Source organism: Bradyrhizobium daqingense (genome assembly GCF_021044685.1).
Classification (GTDB): domain Bacteria; phylum Pseudomonadota; class Alphaproteobacteria; order Rhizobiales; family Xanthobacteraceae; genus Bradyrhizobium; species Bradyrhizobium daqingense.
This window is the reverse complement of record NZ_CP088014.1, coordinates 4,856,509-4,882,592: the sequence shown is the minus strand read 5'-3', so window position 1 is coordinate 4,882,592 and position 26,084 is coordinate 4,856,509. Positions and strand designations below refer to the sequence as shown.

Genomic DNA, 26,084 nt, shown 5'->3' with positions numbered 1-26,084 from the left:
TCCAATGACCGATCCTTTCGATCTAGATCGCTTTGTCCGGGCCCAGGACCCGGTCTATCGGGACGTTCAGGGCGAGCTTGCCCGGGGCCGGAAGCAGACTCACTGGATGTGGTTCATCTTCCCGCAGGTCGCAGGCCTCGGCTTCAGCGCCATGTCGCAACGTTATGCCATCGGCTCCCGCGCCAAGGCCCGGGCCTATCTCGCCCACCCCGTCCTCGGGAGGCGCCTGACCGAATGCACCGGGCTCGTCCTTGCCGTCCAGGGGCGGACCATCAACGCCATCCTCGGCGCACCCGACGACGCCAAATTCCGCTCGTCGATGACGCTCTTCGGCGCGGCGTCCGATGAGCCCATTTTCGAGGAAGCGCTCGCCCGCTATTTCGCCGGTGAGCCCGACCGGGCCACGCTCGATATCCTCGCCACCCTCGACTGAAAGACGGTGATCGGTGCCGTCCCGCGGCCACCAGCGTAAACCCCGGATTAACATCGCCTGCCTATCTTCCGAGCAAAATAATTCTCCCGCGCCAATTGCCGGATAGATCATGAAAATCGGTACGCTCCTGACCGCCGCCATCGTCTCGCTGTCGACCGTGGGCGGCGGCCTCGCCGTCTATGTCGCCGTGACGAAATACCAGACGATGGAACGGATCAGCGAGGCGCAAGGCCGCCTGGCGATCGTCCGCGCTGCCAGCGACATCCCGCGCTACCTCAACCCCGAGCGCGGCTTCGCCACCAACATCCTCTACGGGCCTGCCACCGTCGATCCTGCGCAGCTTTCCGAGCACGACAAGCTGCGCAAGCAGACCGACGCCGCTCGCGACAGGATGAATGCCCTACGCAAGGAGCTGCCCGGCGCGTTCGACGACGGTGGCACCATCGGCAGCAACATCGACGGCATCAATGCGAAATTCACCGCCCTGCGCGAGGCCATCGACAAGGCGCTCACCGGGCCCGCGGAGGCCCGCAAGGACGCGGCCAAGAAGATCGTCGCCGACAATGCCTTGCTCAACGCCGGCGTGACCGCGCTGCTCAACGAGCAGGTCCGCCGCATGGCGATCCTCAACGGCGACGCCTACCGTCAGGCCAGCTACGCCAACATCGCAATGACGCTGCGCGACGTCGGCGGCTTCAATTCCAGCCTGCACAAGAATCTTGTCGGCGGCAAGAAATCGGCGACCGACGCCGAGAAGGCCGACATCGCCCGCTCGCAGGGCCGCAACGACCAGATCGTGATGTCGCTACAGGAATTGCGCGGCAATCCGACGACGCCGGCGAACGTCGCCGAAGCCCTGGAGAAGTTCAACGCGATCTATGTCGAAGAGTTCGGCCGCGAGCTCAAGCTCGTCAAGGACGGCGCGGTCAGCGGCAAATACGAACACGACATGGACACCTATTACGCCGCCACGCAGCGCGGCCTCGGCACCATCATCGGCGTCCGCGACGCCTTCTACGACAACGCCGAGCAGATCCTCGGCGGCGCTTCCTCGGCCGCGCGCACCAGCTTCATCATCGCGCTTGCCGGCCTTGCCGCCGTTCTGATCGCGAGCGTCGGCCTCGTCGTGGCCGTCCGCCGCCGCGTCTGCGCGCCGATCGTCGGCCTGACGACGCGGATGTCGCGGCTCGCCGAGGGCGAGGTTGCGGACGGCATCCCCGGCGCCGACCGCTCCGACGAGATCGGCGCGATGGCCGCGGCGGTTCAGGTGTTCAAGGACAATATGATCCGGGCCGACCGGCTCGCCGCCGAGAAGCAGGCCGAGAACGACGGCAAGATGCGCCGCGCCCAGGCGCTCGACGACCTCACCCGCGCCTTCGAGGCCAAGGTCACCGAGCTCGTCGGCGGCCTCTCCCGCGCCTCCTCCACGATGGAAAGCACGGCGCAGTCGATGACGTCGACCGCGGCCCAGACCAACAGCCAGGCGGCAGTCGTCGCCGCGGCCTCCGAACAGACCTCGACCAACGTGCAGACCGTCGCCAGCGCCACCGAGGAACTGACCTCATCGATCGCCGAGATCGGCCGTCAGGTCGCGCAATCGACCGAGATCGCGGCCCGCGCCGTCGACAATGCCCGCCGCACCGGCGATACCGCCCGCACGCTCGCCGAGGGTGCCCAGAAGATCGGTGACGTCGTGACACTGATCCAGAGCATCGCCGAGCAGACCAACCTGCTCGCGCTGAACGCCACCATCGAGGCCGCCCGCGCCGGCGAAGCCGGCCGCGGCTTTGCCGTGGTTGCTTCCGAAGTGAAGTCGTTGGCCGGCCAAACCGCCAAGGCCACCACCGAAATCTCCGAGCAGATCACCGCGATTCAAACCGCGAGCGACGAGACCGTGGCCGCGATCCGCAACGTCGCCGAGGTCATCGGCGAGATCGACCAGATCGGCACCGCGATCGCCGCCGCGATCGAGGAGCAGGGCTCGGCGACCAAGGAGATCGCCCGCAGCGTCCAGGAGGCCGCGCGCGGCACCCAGGAGGTCAACAGCAACATCTCCGGCGTGCAGCGCGCCGCCGACGACACCGGCGCCGCCGCGAGGGAAGTGCTGGGCGCCGCCCAGCAGCTCTCCACCCAGTCGCGCGATCTCGCCGGACAGGTCGACCGCTTCCTCGGCGAGGTCAGGGCCGCGTAACGAGGCTCAATAAGGCGGCGCCTTGCGGGCGCGCTGGGCCTTGGCCGCCTCAATCCACCAATTGAGGTCATCGGCAAAGCGCGGGAATGCGCGTTCCAGCGCCTTGCCGCCGTCGCCGATCGGCTCGCCGGCTTCCGACAGCGTCTGCGCGATCGGGCCGACGCCGATGGTGCTCGACACCACCACCATGCCCATCTCCGACAGCGTCCCGTGCCAGGCGGTCGCCGCGCGCGCGCCCGAGAGCCGGCCGGCCGAGTAGCTGACGATCGCGGCCGGGCGCCAGAACCATTCTTCGAGGAAATGGTCGGTGAGATTCTTCAGGCCGGGCTGCATGCCCCAATTGTATTCGCCGGTGACGAAGACGAAGCCGTCGGCGCCGCGGATCTGTCCGGCCAGCTTCTCCAGCGCCTCCGGCGCCGAGCCCTTGGGGTACTCCTTGTACATGCGGTCGAGCATCGGCAGGCCGATGGCCTTGGCGTCGATGAACTCGACGTCCTCGCCGCGGCTGCGCAGACCATTGATGACGAAATTCGCAAGACGGATGCCCATGCGATCGGAACGGTACGAACCGTAGAGGACGAGAATGCGGTTGCTCATGGCCGGACGGTAGCACAAAACCGGCGAGAGGCCCTACTCGATATGTCACTGTCGTCCGCGACCCCGCTCCAGCGTCTGCGAAGGCGTCTCGCCGAATTGGTCGCGGTAGCTTCTGGAGAAATCGCTGAGATGCCAAAAGCCATAGGCCAGCGCGACCGCCTTGACTCTGTCAGCCCCGGCAAGGAGCTGCCGCCGCACCAGCCACAGCCGGCGCAGGCGCAAATAGCGGTGCAGGCTCATGCCGCGATAGCGGCGGACGACGTCGTGCATGGTGCGCACGGACAGCCCGAGCTTGCGCGCGATCTCTTCGCTGTAGATCGGCTGTGACAGGTCGTCGGTGAGTAGCGCATTGATATCTCGAAATACCCTGAAACTCCGTCCATCATTGGGATGCAGGGTCCAGCGGGACGAAACGACGCTTTCGAAGGCGTCGTCAACGGCTCCGAGCAGCGACTCCTTCATGGCCGCCCCCCTTAACGGAAGCTCCGAGGCGGCGATGGGGTTGGCCGCCTCGGACAGCACCTCACGAACCACGCTGCGCAGCCGGTGCAAGCCAGCCGCTGATATCTCGAAAATCTTGAAGCTTGTGTGCGTGGGAGGCCAGCCGCGATCCCTCACCTCCGGCCGGAAGATCACTGAGGCGAATTGCCGCTGCACTTCCTCAATTGTGGTATAGGCCGCACCCCCGCTGCCAATGACCACCACCGGTCGCGCGCGTTGCGAGCCATTGAAGCGAACAGGAACATTGAGGTCGTCCGTCGTGATGCCGATCGCGGTGCAATCCCCGACGAGTTGTGCATCAACGATCCGAGGAAATGCGCGCGTCAAATTCACGTCGCAGCCAGGCAACGACAGGATCGTCTGTTCAGCCGAAATCTTCCGTACGAAAGGCGTAAATTCGAAATTCAGCCCGCGTATGGCGCTTCGAAACTCGTCGACGTCCGAAAAACGAAATGTGTTGAGTGCCGACCTCGGCACATCATCAATGCTGTTCATGAAAATATAGAACGCAGCGTAGCGTTGAACCTGCGTCCGGCCTCAGTGCCGTTCGCTTCCCCCCTCGGCGTTGTCTCGCACCGATAGAATCAATCCTCGCGTGTCCCGATCAATTGGCGAGCGTCCCGTCGAAAGAACAAGCCTGGACGCTCTGCCCCGCCGAATTTCGATAACGTTTCTTATGCGGTCGGCGGTGCGAGAATACCCGAAATGCCAAAACCTAAAAGCGAAATTAACGTCCTTAAGGCGGAATAGCGACGTTTAATCGTCAGATTTATTTTATTTTCAGGCTCCTGCCATGAAGGCACATTCGCCTGCTGATATTCTGGTCGAATTGGAAGACGCGGTTGCGACGTGCCCGCTGGATCGCTGCACTCGCATCCTCTCCGGCATTTTGCAACTGCTCACAAGCAATCAGGACCGGCCTCAGGACTTGCTTGCCCATGTGACCGACGGCGTTCTGCTCCGCCTGATGGAGCGCGTCGAGGCCGGCGCGCTGATTCAACTCAGCACGGCGCTGGCCGATCTCGCAATTGCTCCTCCCAAGACTGTGCGACGCCTCGCCACACACCGCGATCCGGCTGTGGCGTGCCCCGTCTTGCTGCGATCACGGTCACTCTCGACCCACGACCTCCAGCGGATCGTGGCTTCGCGCGGTGAACGGCAGCAAGATGCGATCGCCGCCCGCGCGCCTATCGATCCACCGGTCGTCGAGGCGCTGATCAAGGACGGCGGCCGTAGCGCTTGTCTCGTGCTGATCGGGAATACAGAGGCACACTTCTCTGATGCCGCTTACTTTGCGCTCGCTGAAAAGTGCCTCACCGATGATGAGCTCACGAAGGCGCTGGCGCTCAGGCAGGACACCCCCGACGTCGTCATGCGCAAATTGCTGTCGGCCGCGCCGGCGCCGAGATCCGGCGTGGCGTCGAAGCCCACTAGCGCGCATCAAGCTGCAACGGCCGCTCCAATGGCCCCCAAGCTTCCCTGCGCGGCGGCCTATGCGAGCGCGCGGCCGGAGATCGTTGCGTTCAACCGCACCGGCAAGCTCAACGATTCCACGATGAACCGCTTTGCCATCCGCGGCGAGACCGCCAATCTCCTCACTGCGCTATCGGTGCTTTCGGGAGCCCCCATCGAAGTCGTCGAGCGCATCATGAGCGACGACGATTGCGAAGGTCTCGTCATGGCATGCCGTGCCTCGCGGCTGAACTGGCAGACCACGTTTGCCATCTTGAGCAACCGCAGCGGCGCGAGGCTTTCCTTCGCCGAGCGGGAACGCGCGCAGCACATTTTCGAGACGCTGCTTCTGTCGACCAGCCAGTGGACGGTGCGTTGGGGAGAAATTGCCGCGAACAAGGAGAGCAGTCGGGGAAGTCGCGGCGCAACGATGGGGGTCAACCGATGAAGTTCGACGGTCGCAAAGCGTCTCGCGTGAAAATGGACCACAGGCAGCCGGTCAACCTCATGGGTTCTGACGGTACCTGGCGACGCAGTTGCGTCCTGCTGGACGTGTCGCAAAGCGGTGCCAAAATCGAGGTCGAGGGCACGCTGGATGTGCTCCAGGCCAAGGAGTTCTTCATGCTGTTATCGTCGACTGGCCTCGCCTATCGGCGCTGCGAACTGGTCTGGATCGACGGCACCATGGCCGGCGTTCATTTCATCACCGCGGAAGGCAAGAAGAAATCCGCAAGCGCTCCGGCGCCGACGCAGAACGCAGTCCAGAGCAAGTAGATTCCAACCTCTGTCTGATATCCCTTGAGTCGTAACGTTGGATCAAACCGTGCAGCACGCGCGAAGCAAATGCGCTCCCATCGATGGTGACGGCGGCATCACAGAGATCGCGGCGGATCGTCCCTTCCTGCATGTGCTGGCTGACAGATCCGACAAGCTCGCGGGTATCTGTTCGATCCTCCAAGAGAAATTCACCATTGCAGGCGAGCGATTGGATGCAGATTCCAGGCTGTCGCAAGCGCCAGTCGCCATCGTCATCCGCGCGGAGCTGCGCGACGTCGACAATATCGCCGCCATCAAGAAACGGGCGAGCAAGCTGGCGAAGGCCAGCAAGCGCATCTTCCTGCTCGACCACACCTCGCACGTCTGCATTTCGCAAGCCTATGCGCTCGGGGCGACGCTGGTGCTTCCCGGCACGGTCGGCCGGGCCAAACTGCTGGCGGCGTTAATCGATCGGGCCGACGAGGCACCCGCTTCATCAAGCGACGCGCGGCAAGCGGACAATGCCGTGGAGACTGCGGCGACCGCCATTGCATCGATGTTCACGGCCGTGACCCTGGGCCAACCTCTTGACGTCGACGGGACCAAGAAAGCCGGTCGCCTGATTGCCGATCGTATTACCCGGCACGGCCTGACCGAGTGGCTCACGACGGTTCGGCGCCATCATGAGGGAACCTATCAGCACTGTCTGCTCGTGACCGGGGTCGCCATCGACTTCGGACTGAGCCTCGGGGTCGGTAGGGCCGACCTGGAACGTCTCTACTCGGCCGCCATGTTCCACGATATCGGCAAGGCGCAGATTCCACTCGCCATCCTCGACAAGCCGGGCCGCCTTGATGCGGCGGAACGCGCTTTGATCGAAACGCATCCCACAGCCGGCTACGACTTTCTCAAGGGACAGGACGGGGTATCACCCGAGATCCTCGATGCGGTTCGTCATCATCACGAGTATCTCGACGGCAGCGGCTATCCCGATGCGCTTTGCGCCGAGAGCATTGGCGATATCGTACGGATCCTGACGATCTCGGACATTTTCGCAGCGCTGATCGAGCACCGGCACTACAAGCCGACCATGCCGCGCGCCGGAGCCTACGAAATACTATGCGGGATGGACGGGAAGCTGGAAAAGGCGCTGGTTCGCTCGTTCAAGCAGGTCGCGCTCACGCGGTGAGCGTCGCAGACCTATTCGATCATCCCTAATGCGTCGCGCGAAATCTGGCGCGGCGCGGAATGGAGCGGCAGGCCAGCCCTTCGGCCAGCAGCTTCATGTCCTCGCGCCTGCCGCTGCGGATCAGCCGACCGAACTCCTCGGGTGTGAATGGAAGACTTGGATCATCATCGACCGGGCGCCGCATCCGCGGGCCGAAGAACCGCCGAACCAGGCTAGCCAGCCGCCGCATGTCAATTCCCTCGCGCCAGCAACAAACCTCTCAGTCTGCATATTGTTCCTCCCGCATGTTCGAGATTGCAAGAGGCCACTGACGACTCGGCACCAAAAAAAATTCCGCAGAGAATAATCTCCTTCGTCCTGCTCATCGGCAAAGCCGACGTAGCCTACAAACTCCTGATTGTGCTCGCGGCCCGAGCGCACCGTATTGGCGGCAAGCCATCGTCCGGATAGTCCTTCGCGGCACAAGTCATCATGACCTCGTCCGCCGGAATCGTGGCGACCTCGCGTACGATGTGGAGCGCATGACGACGCGGTTGCCGATGCGCCGCGCAAAATCTATGCTGCCCCGCAAGCAAGACCAAGAACCTCGCGAGGAGACACGCCATGGCCGCGCCGCTCGATCCCGTCATCGCCCAGATCATTCCGCTGATGCCGATGCGCGATCCCACGGTCATGACGCCACAGAGCGCCCGCGATTCCTTGCGCGCACTGGCTGCCTCGCGCGCCGCCATTCCACCTCCGCGCGTTGACAGCGTGCAGGATATCAAGGTGAAAGGCGGCGCCGGCCCGCTTGATGCGCGCGTTTACCGGGTCGGCCCCGCGCCGGCGCCGACCGTGGTATTCTTCCATGGCGGCGGCTGGGTTGCGGGCGATCTCGAAACCCACGACCGGCAGGCGCGCAACCTTGCGATCGAGACCGGCGCGGTCGTCATCTCCGTCGATTATCGCCGCCCACCCGAGACGCCCTTTCCCGGCGCGTTCGAGGACGCTTTCGCCGCGGTGAGCGACGTCGTCAATCGCGTCGCGGAATTTGGCGGCGACGCAAAACGCATTGGCGTTGCCGGCGACAGCGCCGGCGGCAATCTCGCAGCGGCAACCGCGATCGCCTGCCGCGATGCCGGCATCAAGCTCGCCGGGCAATTGCTGGTCTATCCCGTGACCGACGTTCTTGGCGGCTATGCCGATGCGCGCGAGAACGGGCGCTATCCCTCACGCGCCGAGAATGCCGACGGCTACTTCCTGACGCGGGCCACGATGGAATGGTTCTGCGGCCATTACCTCGCCGATCCCGGCCATGCTTCCGACTGGCGCGTCTCACCACTGCGGGCGACATCGCTCGCCGGGGTCGCGCCCGCGGTCGTCACCACCGCCTGGTTCGATCCGCTGCGCGATGAAGGCGCCGCCTATGCGCGGGCGCTGGAAGCTGCCGGTGTCCGGGTCAAGCACCACGAGGGCCCCGGCCTGATCCACGGCTATTTCGGCATGGGCGATGCCTCGGACGCCGCCCGTGCCGAAGCGCAGCGCGCACGCGCCGACTTCAAGGCCCTGCTGATGCGCGGCGTTTGACGCCGGTCAGCTGCTCGGCGCCCGCTGCGCGTCCGTGTGCCCCCAGGTCTCATCCCAGTCCTGGCCGGCGGCATCGACCACGCGGCCGTCGGCCTCGAAGAACTTGTTCGGCACCTGGAAGATCGCCAGGATCAGGGCGCCGTCCGGGCACCAGGCCGCGTGCCGGCTACCGGCCTCGCGCCAGATGAATTCGCCGGCCTTGCAGGCGATCCCCTTGGCCGGCCCCTCCTTGTCAACGAGCGCACCTTCGATGACGTAGCTCTGCTCGATGCCGACATGCTCGTGGTCGGGCAGCACGGATCCCGGCGCAAAGCGCATGAGAGCGGTCATCAGGCCCGTGCGCCGATCGAACAGCAGCGTCTTGGCCTCGCAGCCCGGAAAGCGCGTCTTCTGCCATTCCATGCCTTGGGACTGAACCAGGTGAGAATGCCGATCGGCGAATTCCTGGTCCTTCGGGGTCGCGGCGTCCATCACGATACTCCCTCCATGTCGATGGCATGACGCTAGCAGGATCGCGCAGCCGGGTCAGCGAGCGGTGCAACAGAGGGGGAAGACTTGCCGATCATGGGCGAAAAATCGGCCGGCACCCGCACGGCACGACGCCGAATCCTGCTTGATTGCGCCATGATTCCCGGCTCCAATCTGCCGCGCTATTTCTGGTTTAGGGAGACACCCATGATGAAGCGGATTTTCCTCGCTGCGATCGTTGCCACCTTCGCGGCAGGCTCGGCCTTCGCGCAAGAAACCTGCGAGAGCAAGGCCGTCGGCAAGGACGGCAAACCGCTGGCCGGCGCTGCCAAGACCTCGTTCCTGAAGAAGTGCAAGGCGGATGCTTGCGCGCCCAAGGCGGTCAGCGCCGACGGCAAGCCGCTCGCCGGCGCCGCCAAGAACAGCTTCATGAAGAAGTGCGAAGTCGGCGCGTAGGGCGCCGCGTCTTTGGCGGCCGATCGCCCAACGAACTCCGTCATGGCCGGGCTTGTCCCGGCCATCCACGTTCTGCGCACTCAGAAGCAGAGCGTGGATGCCCGGGACAAGCCCGGGCATGACGATGAGGCGCCCCTTACTCCCGTTTGAATCTGTAATCGAACGCATCGCCCAACGGCTTGATCAGCCCCACCGTCGGCGCCGGGAAATGCACCGGCAGGATCAGCGTGTCCATATCCGCAACCGACGCGAAGAATTTTCGTCGCGACGCCGCCGACTGCTTCGGGTCCCAATCCGGCTTCGCCGACCAGTCCGGCTCCCGGCACTGGATCTGGTGATGCATGAGATCGCCGGCCACCACTGCGCGCTGGCCTTTGGAGACGATGTTCACGCAGCAATGGCAGGGCGAATGCCCCGGCGTCGGCGTCAGCGTCACGGTGTCATCGAGCGCATAGTCGTCACCCACTAATAGCGCCTGGCCCGCTTCGACGATCGGCAGGCAATTGTCGCGAAAAACAGTCCCCGGCGGATTGTTGCCCTTGGCATGCTCGGCCTCCCAGGCCGCATACTCGCCCTTGTGAAAAACATACTTCGCGTTCGGGAATGTCGGCACCCAGCGGCCGTCGCGCAGCGTCGTATTCCAGCCGGTGTGGTCGATATGCAAATGCGTGCAGAACACGTAGTCGATCTGCTCGAAAGAGATGCCGAGCGCGAACAGCTCCTTGCGCCAGCGCTCCTTGCCGGGGAAATCGAACGGCGGCGGATGCCCCTTGTCCTCGCCGGTGCAGGTGTCGACCAGAATGGTGTAGCGCGGCGTCCGCACTACGAAGGTCTGGTAGGTGATCACCATCATGCCGCGCGCGGCGTCGAACACCTCCGGCTCCATCGTCGGCAGATGGCGTTTGAACACGCCCTCGTCATAAGCCGGGAAGAAATCCTGAGGCCGTCGCCACGGCCCCTCCCGCTCGATCACCGCATCGATGGTGATGTCGCCGATCCGCAGTTGCTTCATGGGTGTTCGCTCCCGTTTTTGGAGGGAGCGTAGCGCGAGGCATCAACGCGTCAGGGCAGAGGAACTGGAACGCTAGCTCCGCAACCCCGGCGCTTCCTGCCCGGTCCGCGCGACGTACTCCGTGTAGCCGCCGCCATATTGATGAATGCCTTCCGGCGTCAGCTCCAGCACGCGGTTCGACAGGACGCTGAGGAAATGCCGATCGTGCGAGACGAACAGCATGGTGCCCTCGAAATCGGACAGCGCGGTGATCAGCATCTCCTTGGTGGCGAGGTCGAGATGGTTGGTCGGCTCGTCCAGCACCAGGAAGTTCGGCGGGTCGAACAGCATCTTGGCCATCACCAGCCGCGCCTTCTCGCCGCCCGAGAGCACGCGGCAGCGCTTCTCGACGTCGTCGCCGGAGAAGCCGAAGCAGCCGGCGAGCGCGCGCAAGCTGCCCTGCCCCGCGGTCGGAAACGCGTCCTCCAGCGACTGGAACACGGTGCGTTCGCCGTCGAGCAGGTCCATCGCGTGCTGGGCGAAATAACCCATCTTGACGCTGCCCCCGAGCGCCACGGTGCCCTCGTCCGGCTCGCTCGCGCCGGCGACCAGCTTGAGCAGCGTCGACTTGCCGGCGCCGTTGACGCCCATCACGCACCAGCGCTCCCGCCGGCGGATCATGAAGTCGAGCCCGTCATAGATGCGCTTTGAGCCGTAACCCTTGTGTACGTTCTTGAGCGCCACGACGTCTTCGCCCGAGCGCGGCGCCGGCAGGAAATCGAAGGCGACACTCTGGCGGCGGCGCGGCGGCTCGACCCGCTCGATCTTGTCGAGCTTCTTGACCCGGCTCTGAACCTGCGCGGCATGCGAGGCGCGCGCCTTGAAGCGCTCGATGAACTTGATCTCCTTCGCGAGCATGGCCTGCTGGCGCTCGAACTGGGCCTGCTGCTGCTTCTCGTTCTGCGCCCGCTGCTGCTCGTAGAACTCGTAATCGCCGGTATAGGTGGTGAGCGAGCCTGAATCGATCTCGATCACCTTGGAGATCACGCGGTTGATGAACTCGCGGTCGTGCGAGGTCATCAGGAGCGTGCCTTCGTAATCGTGCAGGAACTTCTCCAGCCAGATCAGGCTTTCAAGATCGAGATGGTTGCTCGGCTCGTCGAGCAGCATCACGTCGGGGCGCATCAAAAGAATACGCGCGAGCGCCACGCGCATCTTCCAGCCGCCGGAGAGTTTTCCGACATCGCCCTCCATCATCTCCTGGCTGAAGCCGAGGCCGGAGAGTGCCTCGCGCGCCCGGCCGTCGAGCGCGTAGCCGTCGAGCTCCTCGAAACGGTGCTGCACCTCGCCGTAGCGGGCGATGATCTCCTCCATCTCGTCCGCCTTGTCAGGATCGGCCATGGCGGCCTCGAGCTCGCGCAGCTCCGCCGCGACCTCGCTGACGGGCCCCGCGCCATTCATCACTTCGGCCACGGCGCTGTGGCCGGACATCTCGCCGACGTCCTGGTTGAAATAGCCGATGGTGATGCCGCGATCGGTCGAGACCTGCCCTTCGTCGGGCAGCTCCTCTCCGGCAATCATCCGGAACAAAGTGGTCTTGCCGGCGCCGTTCGGGCCGACGAGGCCGATCTTCTCGCCCTTGTTGAGGGCCGCGGAGGCTTCGATGAACAGGATCTGGTGGCCGGCTTGCTTGCTGACGTTGTCGAGGCGGATCATGAGGTCATTTTGGGGAATTTTTGCGTTGCAGCGTCATAGGCCATGCCGGCCCCAAGGGGAAGCCCGGCGGGGTACGGAATCGGCCTCGGCAGATGTCTGCGTCCGGTCATACTGCGCCGCGACAGGCGCGTGAATTTCCGACTGCGTAGAGTCCGAACGGACCGCCAAATTCCAACAATGCGACACCGGGGCCGCTTGCCCAGATGGCGGCAATGTGTCCAAACTGCGATCAAAGTCGCTGGAATGCGGCCTACCTCCAGCGGTTATCGACGAAAAGCGCAGCGAAATGCGTTCGAACAACAAAGCCGCCAGGGAGGACGTCCATGACTGCAAAGTCTGAAAAGACCAGAACCACGCGTCGCAAGTTCTTGCTGACCGCCGGCGCGGCCGGCGCTGCCACGATCGCCATGCCGCAAGTCAGCCGGGCGCAAACGGCGACCCTGAAGATGCAGGGCTCGTGGGGCAAGGCCGATGTCTTCAACGAGATGGCCGAAGATTATGTGAAGCGCGTCAACGAGATGGCCGGCGGCCGGTTGCGCATCGACTATCTGGTCGGCGGCTCCGTCGTGCATCCGTTCCAGGTCTTCGACGGCGTTCATGGCGGCCAGCTCGACGCTGCGCACACTGTCACCGTCTACTGGTACGGCAAGCATAAGGCCGCCTCGCTGTTCGGTACCGGGCCGGTGTTCGGCTTCAACGCCAACGAAGGTCTCGGCTGGATCCACAACGGCGGCGGCAAGGAGCTGTTCGAGGAGCTCCAGACCAAGATCATGAACGTCAACATCAAGAGCTTCTTCGCCATGCCGATGCCGACCCAGCCGCTCGGCTGGTTCAAGAAGCCCATCGCCAGCGCGGATGATCTCAAGGGCCTGAAGTATCGCACCGTGGGCCTTGCCGCCGATCTCTTCCAGGCGATGGGTGCATCCGTCGCGCAGCTGCCCGGCGGCGAGATCGTGCCCGCGATGGAGCGCGGCGTGATCGACGGGTTCGAGTTCAACAATCCGACCTCGGACCGGCGCTTCGGCGCGCAGGATGTCGCCAAGAACTACATGATGGGCAGCCATCATCAGGCGACGGAATATTTCGAGATCATGTTCAACCGGACCAAGTTCAACGCGCTGCCGAAGGAGCAGCAGGCGATCCTGCAATACGCCGCCGAAGCCGTGTCCTCCGCCAACGAATGGAAAGCCATGGATTATTATTCCAAGGATTTGCAGGAGCTGATCAACAAGGACAAGGTCAACGTCGTGCGGACGCCGAAGTCGGTCTTCGACGCGCAGATCAAGGCCTGGGACGGTCTGATCACCCAGCTCGGCTCGGATCCGTTCATGAAGAAGGTCATGGACTCCCAGAAGGAATGGGTGCGCCGCGTTGTCTATTACAACATGAACAACGCGACGGACTACCGCGGCGCCTTCGAGCATCACTTCCCGGGAGTACTGAAGGTCTGAGCCTGTCGCGACTTTCGCGTGAGGCCGTATGGACGGGCGGCGCAATCGAAGCGCCGCCCACGAACTTGGAGGGGGTACGTCCGGATGTGTCGCTCGCAGCGAGCTCGGCTCGCATGACCAAATTTCTGTTCTTCATCGACGAGCTCAGCACATGGGTTGGCAAGGCGTTCGCCTGGCTGATTCTCGTCCTTACACTGGCTATCAGCTACGAGGTGTTCGTACGCTACGTGCTGCGTGCGCCGACCACCTGGGCTTTCGACATCAGCTACATCACCTATGGCGCGATGTTCCTGATGGCCGGCGCTTATACGCTCTCGCGCAACGGCCATGTGCGTGCCGACGTGGTCTACCGCCTCTGGTCGCCGCGCACCCAGGCGACGATGGACCTCGTCCTGTACATCCTGTTCTTCCTGCCGGCGATCGCCGCGCTGATGTATTCGGGCTGGAACTACGCCCAGATGTCGGTGCGCTTCCGCGAAGTCAGCATCTTCAGCCCGGCCGGCGTGCCGGTATTTCCGCTGAAGGCACTGATCCCCCTCACCGGTTTCCTTCTGTTTCTGCAAGGGTTCGCTGAAATCATTCGCTGTGTACTGTGCATCCGCACCGGCCAATGGCCGCAGCGCCTGCACGACGTGGAAGAGACCGAGAGCCTCGTCATTCGCGAACATCAGCAGCACGCGGCTGAGCCGCAGAGCGATAAGGGACCAGGCGCATGACCGATCCTCAACTCGGCATGCTGATGCTGGGTCTCTTCATCTTCATCATCATGCTCGGCTTCCCGATTGCGTTCACGCTGATGGCGATGGGCGTCTCATTCGGCTACTACGCCTACTACACCCCGGGTCAGGACTTCTTCCAGAACCGCATCTTCACGCTTCTGGTGCAGAAGACGTTCGAGGTCACAACCAGCGACGTGCTGGTTGCGGTCCCGCTGTTCCTGTTCATGGGCTATTTAATCGAGCGCGCAAACATACTCGACCGGCTGTTCTATTCGCTGCAATTGTCGATGAAGAACGTGCCGGGCGCACTGGCGGTGGCCACCCTGATCACCTGCGCGATGTTCGCGACCGCCACCGGCATCGTCGGCGCGGTCGTCACACTGATGGGCCTGCTGGCCCTGCCGGCGATGCTGCGCGCCGGCTACGACACCAAGCTGTCGGCAGGCGTGGTCTGCGCCGGCGGCTGCCTCGGCATCTTGATTCCACCGAGTATCCTGCTGATCGTCTATGCGGCGACCGCCGGCGTTTCGGCGGTCAAGCTTTATGCGGCCGCTTTCTTTCCGGGGTTCCTGCTAGCCGGGCTCTACGTCGTCTATGCGATGGTGCGCGCGATGATCAATCCAGCGCTCGCGCCGAAGCTGCCGCCCGAGCAGACCAATGTGCCGCTCAGGACGGTGATCTGGGCGCTCGCCACATCGTTCCTGCCGCTGGCGGTGCTGATCGTTTCGGTGCTCGGCGCGATCCTACTCGGGCTGGCGACGCCATCCGAAGCGGCCGCGGTGGGCGCACTCATGAGCATCGTTCTGGCCGCCGCCTATCGTTCGCTCAATTTCACGATGATGCGTGAATCGGTCTATCTGACCGTGCGTGCCACCGCGATGGTCTGTTACCTGTTCATCGGATCGTGGACGTTCTCCGCGGTGTTTGCGGTCCTTGGCGGACAGTCGGTGGTCGAGCAGTTTTTTGCGGCAATGAATTTGTCGCCGATCCAGTTCCTGCTGCTGACCCAGTTGATCATCTTCCTGCTCGGCTGGCCGCTGGAATGGACAGAGATCATCATCATATTCGTGCCGATCTTCCTGCCGCTGCTTCCCCAGTACGGCATCGATCCGATCTTTTTCGGCATCCTAGTGGCGCTGAACACGCAAACAGCGTTCAATACGCCGCCGGTGGCGATGGCCGCCTTCTATCTGAAGGGCGTGGCCCCGCCTCAGGTGAAGCTGACCGATATCTTCTCGGGCGCGCTTCCTTTTGTCGGCCTGGTCTTCCTCACCATGGCACTGGTCTACATCTTCCCTGGGATCGCATTGTGGCTGCCCACTGTTCTCTATGGATCGCGCTGAGCGGCCGCGGTAAACCGCAGAAAGACTGCGCATGAGTCTGAACACGCTCGGACTTACCGAAGCTGCAGCCGGCATCCGCGACGGCCGGTTCAGCTCGGTGGAGCTTGTCGGCGACTGCCTCAATCGCATCGATGAGGTCGATTCCAATATCCAGGCGTGGGTGTTCCTCAATCGTGACCACGCGATGCGCCAGGCCAAGGCCGCTGACGATCATCGCAAGCACGGCAAGGCCGTGGGCCCGCTGCATGGCGTGCCCGTGGGCATCAAGGATATCTTCGACACCGGCGACATGCCGACCGAATTCGGATCGGATCTGTGGGCCGGACGCACGCCGCGGCGCGATGCGGCGGCCGTGGCGCGTCTGCGGGCGGCAGGCGCCGTGATCCTCGGCAAGACGGTGACTACCGAGTACGCCTACTACAATCCTGGCAAGACCCGGAATCCGCACGACACGGCTCATACGCCGGGCGGATCCTCCTCGGGCTCCGCCGCGGCCGTTGCGGCGCTGATGGTGCCGGGTGCCATCGGCTCGCAGACCAACGGCTCGGTGATCCGTCCTGCCGCCTTCTGCGGCGTGGTCGGCTTCAAGCCCTCGCATGGTCTCATTTCCCGCAGCGGCGCGCTCGAATTGTCGCGCACGCTCGATCATGTCGGCGTGTTCGGGCGCAGCGTCGAGGACGCGGCCCTGCTCGCCGAGGTCCTGGTCGGCTTCGACGAGGAGGATCCGGACACAAGGCCTGTCGCGTGTCCGCCCTTGTCCACTGTCGCGGCGAGCGAGCCGCCGTTGCCGCCGCGATTTGCCTTCGTGCGCTCTCCGGTCTGGGATCAGGCCGAGCCGGTGACGCGTGAGGCGTTCCCTGAGCTTGTCGAGGCTTTGGGCGCCGCTTGCAGCGAGGTCGAGCTTGGCCCGAGCTTCGACGGGGCCGTCGACATGCACCGCATCATCATGGAAGTTGATATGGCGCACAATCTGCGGCGCGACTACCAGCGGGGCGGCGACAAGCTCAGCACGCGTCTACGCCAGGCGATCGAGCGCGGCCGAACGCATCTCGCGCTGGATTATCGCAACGCACTGTCCGGGATTGAGCCGCTCAACCAGGCGCTGGACCATGTCTTCGACGAGTACGACGCCATCCTGACCCCCGCAGCGCCCGGCGAGGCGCCCGGAATCGAGACGACCGGTAACCCGGTTTTCTGCACGCTTTGGACCTATCTCGGCGTGCCCGCCATCAGCCTGCCCTTGATGAGCTCCGAAACCGGCCTTCCGCTCGGCGTTCAGCTCGTCGGCCGCCGCGGCAACGATGCCCGCCTCTTGCGCACGGCGCACTGGCTTGTCAGGACGATTGGACGCACCGGTCGTGGCACGCGGCGCAAAGTCCCGAGCGCCGGGGCAAAATCGGCTGCCGATGCCGAGAAAGGGAACGTGCGATGACCAATATGATCACTGGACTCATCGGCCTCGCGCTCGTGCTGACATTTCTCGGGATCCTGGTGGTTTGGATCAAGGCCATCCCGCTCATCATCATTGTCGTGAGCGTGATGATGCTGGCCGTGATCGATTTCGTGCGATCGCTGCGCACGAACGGGGCGCCTCGCTGACTGCCGGGCGCGCCCGCGGCCTTCTCAATATCGGCGATGCCCCAGCGCCGGTGTCCCTTCTGCTGATGCGAACGAAAAGACCTCAGCTCTCGGGGCAATGGGAACGAGCTGAGGTCTTCGTGCGTCAAAAATGGCCCCAGCTCTCAGGGGGGCGGTGAGCTGGGGCCTCACTTGGGGGTACCCTTTGGGGAAGGGTATCGGGACAACGTGGCAATCGCGCAAACGTTCCAAACATTCTCGGCATCTTCGGAGACGCGCGGACACTGTTCGATGCACCGATACAGGGTTCTGGATTCAGTTGGCAGAACCCAATTTGAACTAGCAGGAGCTTGACGAGACCCGCTGCGGCGGACCGCAGCTCAGGGACTTGATTTTTCCGGCAGCGTCGAACGCCAAGACCGCGTTCACGACACTGTCCCCGGTGATGTACGAGATCATTGTCCCGCCTTGCGAAGGCTGAAGATCATCCAGCTCGGTAGCGGGTTTTCTTCGCAGACGATCAGCCCAGTAGGCTCGTAGGCCTTCCCTGCCGGTGATGGTCCGTTCGTCACAACCGCAGTGAACCACTGCATCTTCGGCGTACATTGCGAGTATCGCTTCGATATCGCGAGCACGGTAGGCGTCGAGCCAGTCGACGGCAACGGCCATCGGATCAAAGGACATACAAGCACCTCCACGCCGCCAAGAAACCGAGATTGGCCGGGGTTACCAGCTAAGTCTCTTCGCAATCGATTCTTGAATTTTGATGTTCTGGCTCGGCTACGGCCATATGTCGAAAGTCATACGGTGCTACTTCCGGCCGGGTTTGTGACCCTGCCCTACCCCGGAACCAGCAGGGCTAATCTATTTGTACTCCCCGACAGGCTCGGCTGTTCTGCTCCTTACGCCTGAGCCAACTCGACGCCGTAGCGCGGCAGGGAAAAACATGCAAACCTTCAAACCTCGCTGACGACGCGACACCGGGAAACGTCATGAAGGACATGCAAGCGCAGGCGGAAAAGCTGAGGGCGGAGGCCGCTGAGTGTGCGCTCATTCGGGATCTTGCTACCGCGCCTCACAAGCGCGAACTATTCGACCGATTGGCCGAACACCTCAACACTCTCGCGGGGGAAGTTGAAAAGGCGATTGCGAATCGAACCGAAACGCGTGCTTGAGATGATCTTGTTGATGGCAGTCATTGGTTGCGCGTTAATCGGAGCAGTGATTTCTCTCTTTGAGCTGAAGGCGGCGAAACGCCGAACGCAGACGCCTCAATCGTAAGTGGCCGCCACGCCGTGTCGGCCGAGGCTTGCTTCCAACAGCAAGCACGTAGCATTGCTGCGCTCTCAGGGCGCGCACGCAAGGCGACGGCCGAGCCCGGCAGCCGCCCCCGAAGAGATCGCTCCTACGCTCAGGCGTAGCGAAGCAGCCGTCCGTGTCCGCGCATGGCAACATGGAATCTGCTGCGGCCAACGACGAAAACGGAAACAGGTCGCCCGCCGACTAGAGGATCGTGGCTCCTACAAGGCCCTCGCAGCATGTGGGAAGCGCCATCTCGCGGGCCGACGCCGAGAGCGACCAAGCCCGCTCAATTGCAGCGTCGGATAGCGCCGGTTGCCGCCCCGTGCCATTCGCGGCCAGCGGACCTTAGCCGCTTCGCCATACGGTCTGCTCTGGTGCTCTTCATCAACTGCTCAGCCATAAGCACTCGCATCCTCAATTCTTCCAGCTCAGCCAGTTGGGAGGTGAGCACTTCGAATCGTTCATGGAGGAGTGCAACGTCATGTGCGCAGCGGAAGGCATACATCGTCGGCCCCCTTTTTATTTTTAGAGATGACCCGGCTCTGGGCTACCGGGATATTTTGGCAAATTCGGCAGGGGTACGCACTTACATTCAGCACGTTGCGCCGCACTAATTTAATGATGATCGGCGATATGGAACCGAATAATATTAATTGATTTGATTCCGAACGCGGAGTTAAATGCCCAGGGCCAGCGGTTAAATTCCCAGAAACCGGGAGTAAATGCGATGAAGAGATCGACAGATGATGATCGCCGCGAGTTCTTGAAGACTTGCGGACGGTTCGCCGCCGTGACGCCTCCAGCGATGACGCTCCTGCTATCGACGTCCCTCACGTCAGATGCGATTGCGAAGTCGGGCGGCGGAGCAGCCGGCAACAATGGCAAGGGTAATGGCGGCGGCGACGGCAGCCCCAATGGGAAGACAGATATAGGCCGCTGAGCGCTGTAGCGCGAAAAGCGTGGAACGCTAGCCGGATCTCCCAGTTTCTCCGTTGCCCTGTCTCCTGGGCCAATAGTTGCCTTCCCCCCAAGGCAGCTTGAACGGGCCCCAGCTTCGCCGCCACGTGAAGTTGGGGCCTTTTTGCTGCAGCCGCTGACTTGCCTAGAGATCAGCCATGACAGAGACGATTGCGAAAAAGGTCATTTATGCCTGCACGAAGTGCGGTGAAGCCTACGTAGCCCTTCAATCTCGAGCTTTCGTCAAACAGGCAAAATCATTTCGTTGCCGCCTGTGCGACGACGTTGTGCTCCGTTGGATTGGCGACTACGACTTCAGCGATTGGGAGCGGGCCCTGACCCGGCAACACATGAACGCACACACCTGAATTTGAATGAGCAGACGTCAATTTGCCGACGTCATCATTTTCACCCACCTTTAGGAGATTTCACAATCGCCCGCGTCACGCGGCCCTGCGAACGTTGCGACAGATCTCCTCTCTTCGTCTAATCTCGGGAAAAACTGGAAACTTTCGGGGGGTGCCATGAGTTGGCAGCAACCGAGTTGGTCCCCGGAGAGTAAGCATGGTCGATGAAGCCGTCTTGAAGAACGCCACGGAGACCGCGTGGACGGTGTATCGGGCATGCCACCCCGATGTCGACGCTCATGACGGCCGGCGCGGCCTGCTGGAGTGGCATCTGCAGAGGAGGTGCGAAGAGCGCGAGAGCGATACCGAAGAGCTCGCCAGCTTCGGGATTGCTTACCTGAAGCGGCTTCCCCGCGACGAATGCTGACGAGCATGAAATTGCTCGTCGCACGCGTGGCCAGCCAGAGCACAAGGCCGAGTTGGACGCTGCTCGCAATTTCTTCTCTCATCTCCGCCGTCATCGTGATCAGCTTGCGCATCGCATTCGGGGCCTAGTTCGATGCGAATAGCCCAGCTTGCCCCGTTGGCCGAATGCGTTCCGCCAAAGCTCTACGGCGGAACGGAGCGGGTGATTGCCTGGCTGGTCGACGAGCTGGTCGACCTCGGACACGACGTAACCCTGTTTGCAAGCGGCGACTCAAGCACGAGGGCCAAGCTTCACGCGGTGTGGCCGCGCGCACTGCGGTTGGGACGGAGAGGCGTCGATCCGAACGCCGCCAGCGCAATGATGATCGAGGCCATTGCCCGGCGCGCGCGCGACTTCGACGTCATTCATTCCCATGTCGACTGGTTGCCACTGCCGGTGCTGAGCCGGACCGGCGTGCCGTTTCTAACGACCATGCACGGCCGTCTCGACCTTCAAGGCTTGTCCAACGTGATCGGGACTTTCCCCCAGGCCCCTTTCGTCTCCATCTCCGCCAACCAGCGCCGTCCGCTTCCCGATGCGAACTGGATCGCGACCATTCCGCACGGGCTGCCAAGGGACCTGTTTCGCCCCTCGTACGAAAACGGTTCGTACTTGGCGTTCCTCGGCCGGCTCACCGCTGAGAAAGGGCCGGAAGCTGCGATACGCATCGCGCGCGCAGTCCGGATGCCGTTGCGAATCGCGGCCAAGATACCTCGTGGGGAGACAGCGTACTTCAAGAAGAAGCTCGAGCCGGAGATCGACGGCCACAATATCCAGCTCGTCGGCGAGGTAGACGAGGTCCAGAAGCAGCCTTTCCTCGACGGTGCCGCCGCCCTGCTGTTTCCGATCGATTGGCCCGAGCCCTTTGGTCTCGTCATGATCGAGGCGATGGCGTGCGGGACCCCTGTGATCGCCTACCGCTCCGGATCAGTGCCGGAAGTCGTCGAGGACGACGTCACGGGCTTCATCGTGGATGGCGAGGAGCAGGCGATCGAAGCCGTCAAGGAAGTCGTCCGGCTGGATAGAAGAAAGGTGCGCGCCCGTTTCGAGGAGCGCTTCCTCGCGAGCCGGATGGCAACGGAGTATGAAAGCCAGTATCGCGAGCTGGTCGTTCGCGGCGGGCGTTGCGCGTGAGGGACTCCAAGGATTGCCCTTATGAAGGGCCAAGATGCAATCGGAGGTCCACGTTCAAGGGAATACGAACTTCGAATTGTCAGTAACTACGCCCGTCGCATCAGCTTGAGCGACGCCGCGAGCCGTAAGCTCCGCTTGCCGGCGAGCGCGATGCCTTCGAGCTCGCTGTCGGCCGCCCTAGATGCACGGTAGCGTGCATTGAGTTCCATGTAACTGATTAATTTAACGGGACTTTCCCGCCGCTTTGGCGGCAGGTGTTGTAGTGCGGCTACAGCAATTCTAAGGCGAGCCAGTACTCTCTCCCCGGCAGGTGGGCGAATCGTGCCTTTTTTGAACTCGTTAGTCTGGGGAGACACTCGAATGAAAATGCTCTTTGCAGCTACGGCCGGTGCTCTGGTTCTAAGTCTGGCGGCTCCCGCCAGTGCGGCGGACTTGGCCGCTCGTCCAATGACCAAGGCTCCGCCAATGGTAGCCACTATCTACGACTGGAGCGGTTTCTACATTGGCGCCAACGGCGGTTGGGGCTCTTCGCGTACTTGCGCGGATATCGTGGCGGTTGGCGTTGTTCCGGTCGTGCCGGCTGCGGCCGAGGGTTGCCATGACGCCAGCGGCGGAACGGTCGGTGGCCAGATCGGGTACCGCTGGCAATCAGCCAACTGGGTCTTCGGTGTCGAAGGCCAGGGCAACTGGGCCGACTTCGAAGGCAGCAACATTGGCCTTTTCACGGGCGCCGACAATCACACCCGCATCGATTCGTTTGGGTTGATTACCGGCCAATTGGGCTACGCCTGGAACAACGTCCTGCTCTACGTTAAGGGCGGTGCAGCGGTAGTTGGCAATCGTTACGACAGCTACATTCCGCCTGGCTTCGTTGGTGCCGGCACGCTCCTGGCCTCAGCACGCGACACGCGCTGGGGTGCCACCGTGGGCGCTGGCATCGAGTTCGGCTTTGCTCCGAACTGGTCGGTCGGCTTCGAGTATAATCATATATTCCTGGACGACCATGACACGGTTTTCACCACACCGGCTGGTCCCGTCTTCGGGACTGCTCGTGTGGGACAGGATGTTGATCTGGCTCTGGTTCGCGTGAACTACCGCTTTGGTGGTTTTGGCGCTCCGATCGCCGCAAGGTACTGATTAGCTTCCACCAACGAACAAAGGCCGGCTCTTTGAGCCGGCCTTATGCTTTGAGAGGCTCAGGTGACCGAGATTTACCGGCCCATCATTCCTTCGCAACTCGCCGACGAGCTAAATAAAGCATTCGACTCGGCTGAACCTCACACAATCTGCCGAGAAAACTGGAAAGGCGCTCGCCGATTTCAACATTTCAGAATTGCGAAAGAAACCGGCTGCAGCGTACGAGCATTTACCGCGCTTTCCCTTGAATGCCGCCTTCTGAGAGTAGACGTGACGGAATGTCAGTAACTACGCCCGTCGCATCAGCTTGAGCGACGCCGCAAGCCGTAAGCTCCGCTTCCCGGCCAGCGCGATGCCTTCGAGCTCGCCGCTGTCGGCCGTGCAGGTGCCGGAGAAGCCGATCCCGACCTCGAAGCCGCCGAAGACTGGGTTCTCGCCTTTCGCAGGCGTGTGCTCCTGGTTGAGCATCTCGCCCTTCCAGCGGCCGTCCGCGGATGAGTACGAGCCGAGATAGTAGAAGAACGCATCGCCGCCGAGAATACGGCCGTCGATCAGCAGCATGACGCCGGAGAGGCCTGCCTCGACACCATCGAGCGCGCGCAGGCCCATCCCGTAGAGCCCGTTGGCGATGCCGCCCTGCCCGATCGTGCCGCGTGGCGGCAGGGCTCCGTCATCGAGCCGCGTGAAATTGGCCCAGAAAGGCGCGCCCGGCATCGTGTTCGCGCCGCCCTGGAGACGTATCTCGTTTCCCACCAGCCGGCCGCGCGCCCCGATCGTGGCGACATCCGCCCCCATCAGCGGCTTGTAGTTGGGGTCGAGATTGTGCCGCTCAGTGATCACCTCGGCGACGACCTCGCCGTCACGCTCGACATAGGTGCCAAGGTGGGCAAAGCCCGAATTCCCGCCCAGCATCTTGCCGTCATGCAGGCACATGATGCTGCGACCGACCGCATCGTTGACGCCGTATTCAACCTTGTAGAGCCCGTCAAGCAACGCCATGAACCCGCAAAACCGAAAAACTATCGCGGGCTACCTAGCATCGCCGCCGCATGGACACCACCGGCTTTTCAGCGCAGGACGGCTCGTCGGACGCTTGCCGCGATGATGCCACTCTACCCCTGATTGCTCGATGGATCAAGCGAATTTCGCAAAATCAGCATTTCATGGGAAGGTTTGCGAGCGGGAAGAAACTCACGCTCGGCACCCTAGGAGCTTCAAGCACTTGGCTACTGTGCATGGGGTTGTTTTCGACCTTCGCGTCCAGCTCGCACAAGAGGCGTGACCCGATCCGCCTGCTCGAACCCGCCGGCGCGGGGGCGCGACCAAGCAGCATGGACGAGCCGCAACCATCAGCCGAAGACGAGCTCAGCGCGATCATCGCAAAGGCCGCCAAGCAGCCGCTGCTCGATGCCGCTTACGAGCTCTGGCGCCAGCGCTACCGCCTGGAGACGATCGCGGGCCGCCCCACCGCCGAAGAGGTCCGCGTCAATCGCAGCCTCACCATGGAGCAGTTCGGCGTCCAGTATCGCTACGAACGTGACCACGCCCATGAAGGGCCGATGTTCGGCTATGTGAAGCGCGCCCACCCGCGTGCCGACGATCAGGCGATCCGGCAAGCCATCATCACTGCCGTCAAGTTCGAGGACGCCTACAACAAGCACTTCGACTTGAACGCCGATTTCTGGGATTGTGTGGTGCGTGCGGTCGCGCAGGCCGCGCGAAAATATCCGCACTATCTCGAGACCACCTATCGCGACGCCCGCAGCGATCTCGCCTACTACATGAAGTGAGTTAGAAGCACAGCGTGGTGACGAGCTTGCCCTGCTTGTCCTTGATCGCATAGGGACAGCGAATGCGCTCCAGCGCCTTCTTGGCGTCCTCATCGCCGAGCGCCGCAGCGCGCTCGTAATAGGCCTTTGCCGCGTCCCTGTCCTTCGGCCCGCCGCGGCCTTCCTGCGCGAAGGCGCCCATCCGCTCCAGCGCGCCGGGATGGTTTTGCGTGGCCGCCTTCTCGAACAGCGCGCGCGCCGCCGCGTCGTCCTTCGTACCGCCCGTGCCCTCGGAGAGCATCAGGCCAAGCTGGTACTGCGCCTCCGCGTTGGTCTCGGCGGCTTTGCCGAGCAGCGCACGCGCCTGCGCGGGATCGGCGGGCGCGCTGCCGCCTGCGCCGCCGAGCGCCGCGAGATTACTGACGCCGCGGGGATTGCCGCCCTGCGCCGCCTTCTCGAACAGCTTTCGCGCCTGCGCTTCGTCCTTGGCAACACCGGAGCCGGTGGCGTAGGCAACGCCGAGCTCGACCATGGCCGCGCTCGATCCCTTGTCGGCCGCCTTGCGCCAAGCCGCCATCGCCTCCGCCGTTTGCCGGTTGGCCGCATAGGCGCGGCCGACCGCGAACATCGCTCGCCGCGAGGATGCTGCGGCCTGCTTGCAGAATTTGATCGCCGTCGCGACGTCGGAGGAAGCGATGTCGGTCACCCCCTTCACGTCCGCCGGCTTGTCGGGATCGCTGGGATCGGCCGCCACCCGGTCGCAGAGGACGAGATCGGCCGATTGCGCCTGTGCAGCCGCGGGTACGGCGAGCGCGAAGGCGATGGCAAGGAGATAAGTCCGCATGGGCATCACGTTGCGTCGTCGCCCCGGCAAATTCAAGGCTTGAGTCCCGATTGACGCAGCACGGGCACGACATCAGGCGATGCCAGATAGCGCAGCAGCCGCTCGGCGGCTTCGGGGTGTTTCGCATTCGCCATGCGGCCGGCGGAGAACACCGCCGGCGTCTGCAGATCATGCGGGATCGGGCCGACCACCTCGATGCCGCCGACCTGCTTCAGCTCGCTGATCTGCTGCACGGCGAGATCGGCCTGGCCGCTCACGAGCCGCTCCGCCGTGAAGCCCTGCTCCACGATGGTGGCCCTGGCATTGACCTCGGCCGCAATTTCCATCCGCACGATCAACTGGGCGAAGTAGACGCCGCTGGCGCCGAGCCGCGAATAGGCGACCGACCGCGCCGCGAGCAGCGTCTTGCGCAGCGCGGCTTCGCTGGCGATATCGGGGTGCGCCTGCCCTGCCCGCACTGCGACGCCAACGAAGGAGCGCGCCAGATCAGCCGCACCGTCGGCGACAACGCGGCCCTCGCCAAGCATCTCGTCGAGCCCCTCGCGCGTGAGGATCACGAGATCGGCGGCCTCGCCGTCGCGCAGCCGCTTGAGCAGCGCCAGGGTCGGCGCGAAATCGGCATCGACATGGATGCCGCTCCTGGCCTCGAAGGCCGAGGACAGGCTGCGCATCGCACCCATCAGGCCGAGCGTCGAGAGCATGCGCACGCTTTCCATTTCCG

The 26,084-nt window shown here is 63.2% G+C and carries 29 protein-coding genes; 18 read left to right on the top strand and 11 right to left on the bottom strand.

The annotated features are described in order from the left end of the window. Positions 1-4 precede the first annotated feature (4 nt). Together LPJ38_RS23035 and LPJ38_RS23030 are read left to right on the top strand one after the other, a co-directional pair. Positions 5-433 carry a DUF1810 domain-containing protein gene (locus tag LPJ38_RS23035; protein ID WP_145631608.1) on the top strand — a complete coding sequence of 143 codons (429 nt, stop codon included), beginning with the start codon at positions 5-7 and terminating at the stop codon, positions 431-433. 109 nt (positions 434-542) lie between these two features. Then, on the top strand, positions 543-2,624 hold the full coding sequence (locus tag LPJ38_RS23030) for a methyl-accepting chemotaxis protein (protein ID WP_145631621.1): 2,082 nt from the start codon (positions 543-545) through the stop codon (positions 2,622-2,624). Between the two features lie 6 nt (positions 2,625-2,630). Here LPJ38_RS23030 and LPJ38_RS23025 read toward each other — a convergent pair whose 3' ends face one another. Together LPJ38_RS23025 and LPJ38_RS23020 are read right to left on the bottom strand one after the other, a co-directional pair. After that, on the bottom strand, positions 2,631-3,221 hold the full coding sequence (locus LPJ38_RS23025; RefSeq protein WP_145631637.1) for an NADPH-dependent FMN reductase: 591 nt from the start codon (positions 3,219-3,221) through the stop codon (positions 2,631-2,633). Positions 3,222-3,266: 45 nt separating this feature from the next. Beyond that, positions 3,267-4,217 (bottom strand): helix-turn-helix domain-containing protein, encoded by a 951-nt coding sequence (locus LPJ38_RS23020; protein WP_145631650.1) that lies wholly within the window; start codon positions 4,215-4,217, stop codon positions 3,267-3,269. Between the two features lie 298 nt (positions 4,218-4,515). Here LPJ38_RS23020 and LPJ38_RS23015 point away from each other — a divergent pair, with 298 nt between their 5' ends. From LPJ38_RS23015 to LPJ38_RS23005, 3 genes are all read left to right on the top strand, one after another. Next, positions 4,516-5,622 (top strand): DUF2336 domain-containing protein, encoded by a 1,107-nt coding sequence (locus LPJ38_RS23015; protein WP_145631664.1) that lies wholly within the window; start codon positions 4,516-4,518, stop codon positions 5,620-5,622. Then, the gene (locus LPJ38_RS23010; protein ID WP_008563300.1) at positions 5,619-5,948 is read left to right on the top strand and encodes a PilZ domain-containing protein; all 330 of its coding nucleotides are present in this window, start codon (positions 5,619-5,621) and stop codon (positions 5,946-5,948) included. The genes LPJ38_RS23015 and LPJ38_RS23010 overlap by 4 nt, the downstream gene beginning before the upstream one ends. A gap of 127 nt (positions 5,949-6,075) precedes the next feature. After that, positions 6,076-7,119, top strand: coding sequence for an HD-GYP domain-containing protein (locus tag LPJ38_RS23005; RefSeq protein WP_404438515.1), 1,044 nt, complete (start codon positions 6,076-6,078; stop codon positions 7,117-7,119). Positions 7,120-7,144: 25 nt separating this feature from the next. Here the strand turns inward: LPJ38_RS23005 and LPJ38_RS23000 are convergent, their stop codons facing one another. Beyond that, positions 7,145-7,348, bottom strand: coding sequence for a hypothetical protein (locus LPJ38_RS23000; protein ID WP_145631678.1), 204 nt, complete (start codon positions 7,346-7,348; stop codon positions 7,145-7,147). Positions 7,349-7,722: 374 nt separating this feature from the next. On the opposite strand from LPJ38_RS23000, the gene LPJ38_RS22995 reads away from it, so the two are divergent. Then, on the top strand, positions 7,723-8,685 hold the full coding sequence (locus tag LPJ38_RS22995) for an alpha/beta hydrolase (RefSeq protein ID WP_145631690.1): 963 nt from the start codon (positions 7,723-7,725) through the stop codon (positions 8,683-8,685). A 6-nt stretch (positions 8,686-8,691) separates the two neighbouring features. Here LPJ38_RS22995 and LPJ38_RS22990 read toward each other — a convergent pair whose 3' ends face one another. Further along, positions 8,692-9,156, bottom strand: a complete 465-nt coding sequence (locus LPJ38_RS22990; protein WP_145631704.1) for a cupin domain-containing protein — start codon at positions 9,154-9,156, stop codon at positions 8,692-8,694. A 204-nt stretch (positions 9,157-9,360) separates the two neighbouring features. Here LPJ38_RS22990 and LPJ38_RS22985 point away from each other — a divergent pair, with 204 nt between their 5' ends. After that, positions 9,361-9,609, top strand: a complete 249-nt coding sequence (locus LPJ38_RS22985) for a hypothetical protein (protein WP_135165309.1) — start codon at positions 9,361-9,363, stop codon at positions 9,607-9,609. 136 nt (positions 9,610-9,745) lie between these two features. Here LPJ38_RS22985 and LPJ38_RS22980 read toward each other — a convergent pair whose 3' ends face one another. After that, positions 9,746-10,621 (bottom strand): MBL fold metallo-hydrolase, encoded by an 876-nt coding sequence (locus LPJ38_RS22980; protein ID WP_145631716.1) that lies wholly within the window; start codon positions 10,619-10,621, stop codon positions 9,746-9,748. A gap of 72 nt (positions 10,622-10,693) precedes the next feature. After that, a complete protein-coding gene (locus LPJ38_RS22975; RefSeq protein ID WP_145631729.1) occupies positions 10,694-12,316 on the bottom strand; it encodes an ABC-F family ATP-binding cassette domain-containing protein in 1,623 nt (540 codons plus the stop codon). A 323-nt stretch (positions 12,317-12,639) separates the two neighbouring features. Between LPJ38_RS22975 and LPJ38_RS22970 the strand changes: the two genes are divergently transcribed. The 5 genes from LPJ38_RS22970 to LPJ38_RS22950 all read left to right on the top strand — a co-directional run bounded on the left by LPJ38_RS22970 (position 12,640) and on the right by LPJ38_RS22950 (position 17,428). After that, positions 12,640-13,767, top strand: a complete 1,128-nt coding sequence (locus tag LPJ38_RS22970; protein ID WP_145631741.1) for a TRAP transporter substrate-binding protein — start codon at positions 12,640-12,642, stop codon at positions 13,765-13,767. A 113-nt stretch (positions 13,768-13,880) separates the two neighbouring features. Beyond that, positions 13,881-14,483 (top strand): TRAP transporter small permease subunit, encoded by a 603-nt coding sequence (locus LPJ38_RS22965; RefSeq protein ID WP_145631755.1) that lies wholly within the window; start codon positions 13,881-13,883, stop codon positions 14,481-14,483. After that, positions 14,480-15,829 carry a TRAP transporter large permease gene (locus LPJ38_RS22960; RefSeq protein WP_145631768.1) on the top strand — a complete coding sequence of 450 codons (1,350 nt, stop codon included), beginning with the start codon at positions 14,480-14,482 and terminating at the stop codon, positions 15,827-15,829. The genes LPJ38_RS22965 and LPJ38_RS22960 overlap by 4 nt, the downstream gene beginning before the upstream one ends. Positions 15,830-15,860: 31 nt before the next feature. Then, entirely contained in the window at positions 15,861-17,261 is a 1,401-nt protein-coding gene (locus tag LPJ38_RS22955) for an amidase (protein WP_145631779.1), read from the top strand. Beyond that, positions 17,258-17,428 carry a hypothetical protein gene (locus tag LPJ38_RS22950; protein WP_158644754.1) on the top strand — a complete coding sequence of 57 codons (171 nt, stop codon included), beginning with the start codon at positions 17,258-17,260 and terminating at the stop codon, positions 17,426-17,428. Before LPJ38_RS22955 ends, LPJ38_RS22950 begins: the two co-directional genes overlap by 4 nt. A gap of 318 nt (positions 17,429-17,746) precedes the next feature. Here LPJ38_RS22950 and LPJ38_RS22945 read toward each other — a convergent pair whose 3' ends face one another. Further along, positions 17,747-18,091: a nuclear transport factor 2 family protein gene (locus LPJ38_RS22945; RefSeq protein ID WP_145631792.1), complete on the bottom strand. Its 345-nt coding sequence runs from the start codon at positions 18,089-18,091 to the stop codon at positions 17,747-17,749. Positions 18,092-18,399: 308 nt separating this feature from the next. Between LPJ38_RS22945 and LPJ38_RS22940 the strand changes: the two genes are divergently transcribed. The 4 genes from LPJ38_RS22940 (at position 18,400) to LPJ38_RS22925 (ending at position 21,613) form a co-directional block, all read left to right on the top strand. Then, positions 18,400-18,582, top strand: a complete 183-nt coding sequence (locus tag LPJ38_RS22940) for a hypothetical protein (RefSeq protein ID WP_145631805.1) — start codon at positions 18,400-18,402, stop codon at positions 18,580-18,582. Positions 18,583-19,824: 1,242 nt separating this feature from the next. Continuing rightward, positions 19,825-20,034, top strand: a complete 210-nt coding sequence (locus LPJ38_RS22935) for a hypothetical protein (RefSeq protein WP_145631845.1) — start codon at positions 19,825-19,827, stop codon at positions 20,032-20,034. Positions 20,035-20,230: 196 nt separating this feature from the next. Then, on the top strand, positions 20,231-20,440 hold the full coding sequence (locus LPJ38_RS22930; RefSeq protein WP_145631860.1) for a hypothetical protein: 210 nt from the start codon (positions 20,231-20,233) through the stop codon (positions 20,438-20,440). Positions 20,441-20,572: 132 nt separating this feature from the next. Continuing rightward, complete coding sequence (locus tag LPJ38_RS22925) at positions 20,573-21,613, top strand: glycosyltransferase family 4 protein (RefSeq protein WP_145631873.1); 1,041 nt, start codon at positions 20,573-20,575, stop codon at positions 21,611-21,613. Between the two features lie 86 nt (positions 21,614-21,699). Here the strand turns inward: LPJ38_RS22925 and LPJ38_RS37980 are convergent, their stop codons facing one another. Beyond that, a complete protein-coding gene (locus LPJ38_RS37980) occupies positions 21,700-21,822 on the bottom strand; it encodes a hypothetical protein (protein WP_283811465.1) in 123 nt (40 codons plus the stop codon). Between the two features lie 151 nt (positions 21,823-21,973). Here LPJ38_RS37980 and LPJ38_RS22920 point away from each other — a divergent pair, with 151 nt between their 5' ends. Beyond that, complete coding sequence (locus LPJ38_RS22920; protein ID WP_145631887.1) at positions 21,974-22,750, top strand: outer membrane protein; 777 nt, start codon at positions 21,974-21,976, stop codon at positions 22,748-22,750. Positions 22,751-23,038: 288 nt separating this feature from the next. Here the strand turns inward: LPJ38_RS22920 and LPJ38_RS22915 are convergent, their stop codons facing one another. Continuing rightward, positions 23,039-23,743, bottom strand: a complete 705-nt coding sequence (locus LPJ38_RS22915; protein WP_145632499.1) for a hypothetical protein — start codon at positions 23,741-23,743, stop codon at positions 23,039-23,041. A 338-nt stretch (positions 23,744-24,081) separates the two neighbouring features. Between LPJ38_RS22915 and LPJ38_RS22910 the strand changes: the two genes are divergently transcribed. Beyond that, complete coding sequence (locus LPJ38_RS22910; RefSeq protein WP_167520435.1) at positions 24,082-24,540, top strand: hypothetical protein; 459 nt, start codon at positions 24,082-24,084, stop codon at positions 24,538-24,540. 1 nt (position 24,541) lies between these two features. Here the strand turns inward: LPJ38_RS22910 and LPJ38_RS22905 are convergent, their stop codons facing one another. Both LPJ38_RS22905 and LPJ38_RS22900 read right to left on the bottom strand, forming a co-directional pair. After that, positions 24,542-25,363 (bottom strand): tetratricopeptide repeat protein, encoded by an 822-nt coding sequence (locus LPJ38_RS22905; protein WP_167520415.1) that lies wholly within the window; start codon positions 25,361-25,363, stop codon positions 24,542-24,544. Positions 25,364-25,395: 32 nt separating this feature from the next. After that, positions 25,396-26,079, bottom strand: coding sequence for a substrate-binding domain-containing protein (locus LPJ38_RS22900; protein WP_145631928.1), 684 nt, complete (start codon positions 26,077-26,079; stop codon positions 25,396-25,398). Positions 26,080-26,084 lie beyond the last annotated feature (5 nt).

Coding starts and splice junctions, on each gene's coding strand:
- LPJ38_RS37980 (WP_283811465.1), bottom strand. CDS start 21,822: ATGGAACTCAATGCACGCTACCGTGCATCTAGGGCGGCCGACAGCGAG.
- LPJ38_RS22945 (WP_145631792.1), bottom strand. CDS start 18,091: ATGTCCTTTGATCCGATGGCCGTTGCCGTCGACTGGCTCGACGCCTAC.
- LPJ38_RS22905 (WP_167520415.1), bottom strand. CDS start 25,363: ATGCGGACTTATCTCCTTGCCATCGCCTTCGCGCTCGCCGTACCCGCG.
- LPJ38_RS22975 (WP_145631729.1), bottom strand. CDS start 12,316: ATGATCCGCCTCGACAACGTCAGCAAGCAAGCCGGCCACCAGATCCTG.
- LPJ38_RS22970 (WP_145631741.1), top strand. CDS start 12,640: ATGACTGCAAAGTCTGAAAAGACCAGAACCACGCGTCGCAAGTTCTTG.
- LPJ38_RS23020 (WP_145631650.1), bottom strand. CDS start 4,217: ATGAACAGCATTGATGATGTGCCGAGGTCGGCACTCAACACATTTCGT.
- LPJ38_RS22930 (WP_145631860.1), top strand. CDS start 20,231: ATGGTCGATGAAGCCGTCTTGAAGAACGCCACGGAGACCGCGTGGACG.
- LPJ38_RS23010 (WP_008563300.1), top strand. CDS start 5,619: ATGAAGTTCGACGGTCGCAAAGCGTCTCGCGTGAAAATGGACCACAGG.
- LPJ38_RS22940 (WP_145631805.1), top strand. CDS start 18,400: ATGAAGGACATGCAAGCGCAGGCGGAAAAGCTGAGGGCGGAGGCCGCT.
- LPJ38_RS23025 (WP_145631637.1), bottom strand. CDS start 3,221: ATGAGCAACCGCATTCTCGTCCTCTACGGTTCGTACCGTTCCGATCGC.
- LPJ38_RS22965 (WP_145631755.1), top strand. CDS start 13,881: ATGACCAAATTTCTGTTCTTCATCGACGAGCTCAGCACATGGGTTGGC.
- LPJ38_RS23000 (WP_145631678.1), bottom strand. CDS start 7,348: ATGCGGCGGCTGGCTAGCCTGGTTCGGCGGTTCTTCGGCCCGCGGATG.
- LPJ38_RS23035 (WP_145631608.1), top strand. CDS start 5: ATGACCGATCCTTTCGATCTAGATCGCTTTGTCCGGGCCCAGGACCCG.
- LPJ38_RS23030 (WP_145631621.1), top strand. CDS start 543: ATGAAAATCGGTACGCTCCTGACCGCCGCCATCGTCTCGCTGTCGACC.
- LPJ38_RS22950 (WP_158644754.1), top strand. CDS start 17,258: ATGACCAATATGATCACTGGACTCATCGGCCTCGCGCTCGTGCTGACA.
- LPJ38_RS22925 (WP_145631873.1), top strand. CDS start 20,573: ATGCGAATAGCCCAGCTTGCCCCGTTGGCCGAATGCGTTCCGCCAAAG.
- LPJ38_RS22960 (WP_145631768.1), top strand. CDS start 14,480: ATGACCGATCCTCAACTCGGCATGCTGATGCTGGGTCTCTTCATCTTC.
- LPJ38_RS22955 (WP_145631779.1), top strand. CDS start 15,861: ATGAGTCTGAACACGCTCGGACTTACCGAAGCTGCAGCCGGCATCCGC.
- LPJ38_RS22990 (WP_145631704.1), bottom strand. CDS start 9,156: ATGGACGCCGCGACCCCGAAGGACCAGGAATTCGCCGATCGGCATTCT.
- LPJ38_RS23015 (WP_145631664.1), top strand. CDS start 4,516: ATGAAGGCACATTCGCCTGCTGATATTCTGGTCGAATTGGAAGACGCG.
- LPJ38_RS22985 (WP_135165309.1), top strand. CDS start 9,361: ATGATGAAGCGGATTTTCCTCGCTGCGATCGTTGCCACCTTCGCGGCA.
- LPJ38_RS22995 (WP_145631690.1), top strand. CDS start 7,723: ATGGCCGCGCCGCTCGATCCCGTCATCGCCCAGATCATTCCGCTGATG.
- LPJ38_RS22910 (WP_167520435.1), top strand. CDS start 24,082: ATGGACGAGCCGCAACCATCAGCCGAAGACGAGCTCAGCGCGATCATC.
- LPJ38_RS22900 (WP_145631928.1), bottom strand. CDS start 26,079: ATGGAAAGCGTGCGCATGCTCTCGACGCTCGGCCTGATGGGTGCGATG.
- LPJ38_RS22920 (WP_145631887.1), top strand. CDS start 21,974: ATGAAAATGCTCTTTGCAGCTACGGCCGGTGCTCTGGTTCTAAGTCTG.
- LPJ38_RS22980 (WP_145631716.1), bottom strand. CDS start 10,621: ATGAAGCAACTGCGGATCGGCGACATCACCATCGATGCGGTGATCGAG.
- LPJ38_RS22935 (WP_145631845.1), top strand. CDS start 19,825: ATGACAGAGACGATTGCGAAAAAGGTCATTTATGCCTGCACGAAGTGC.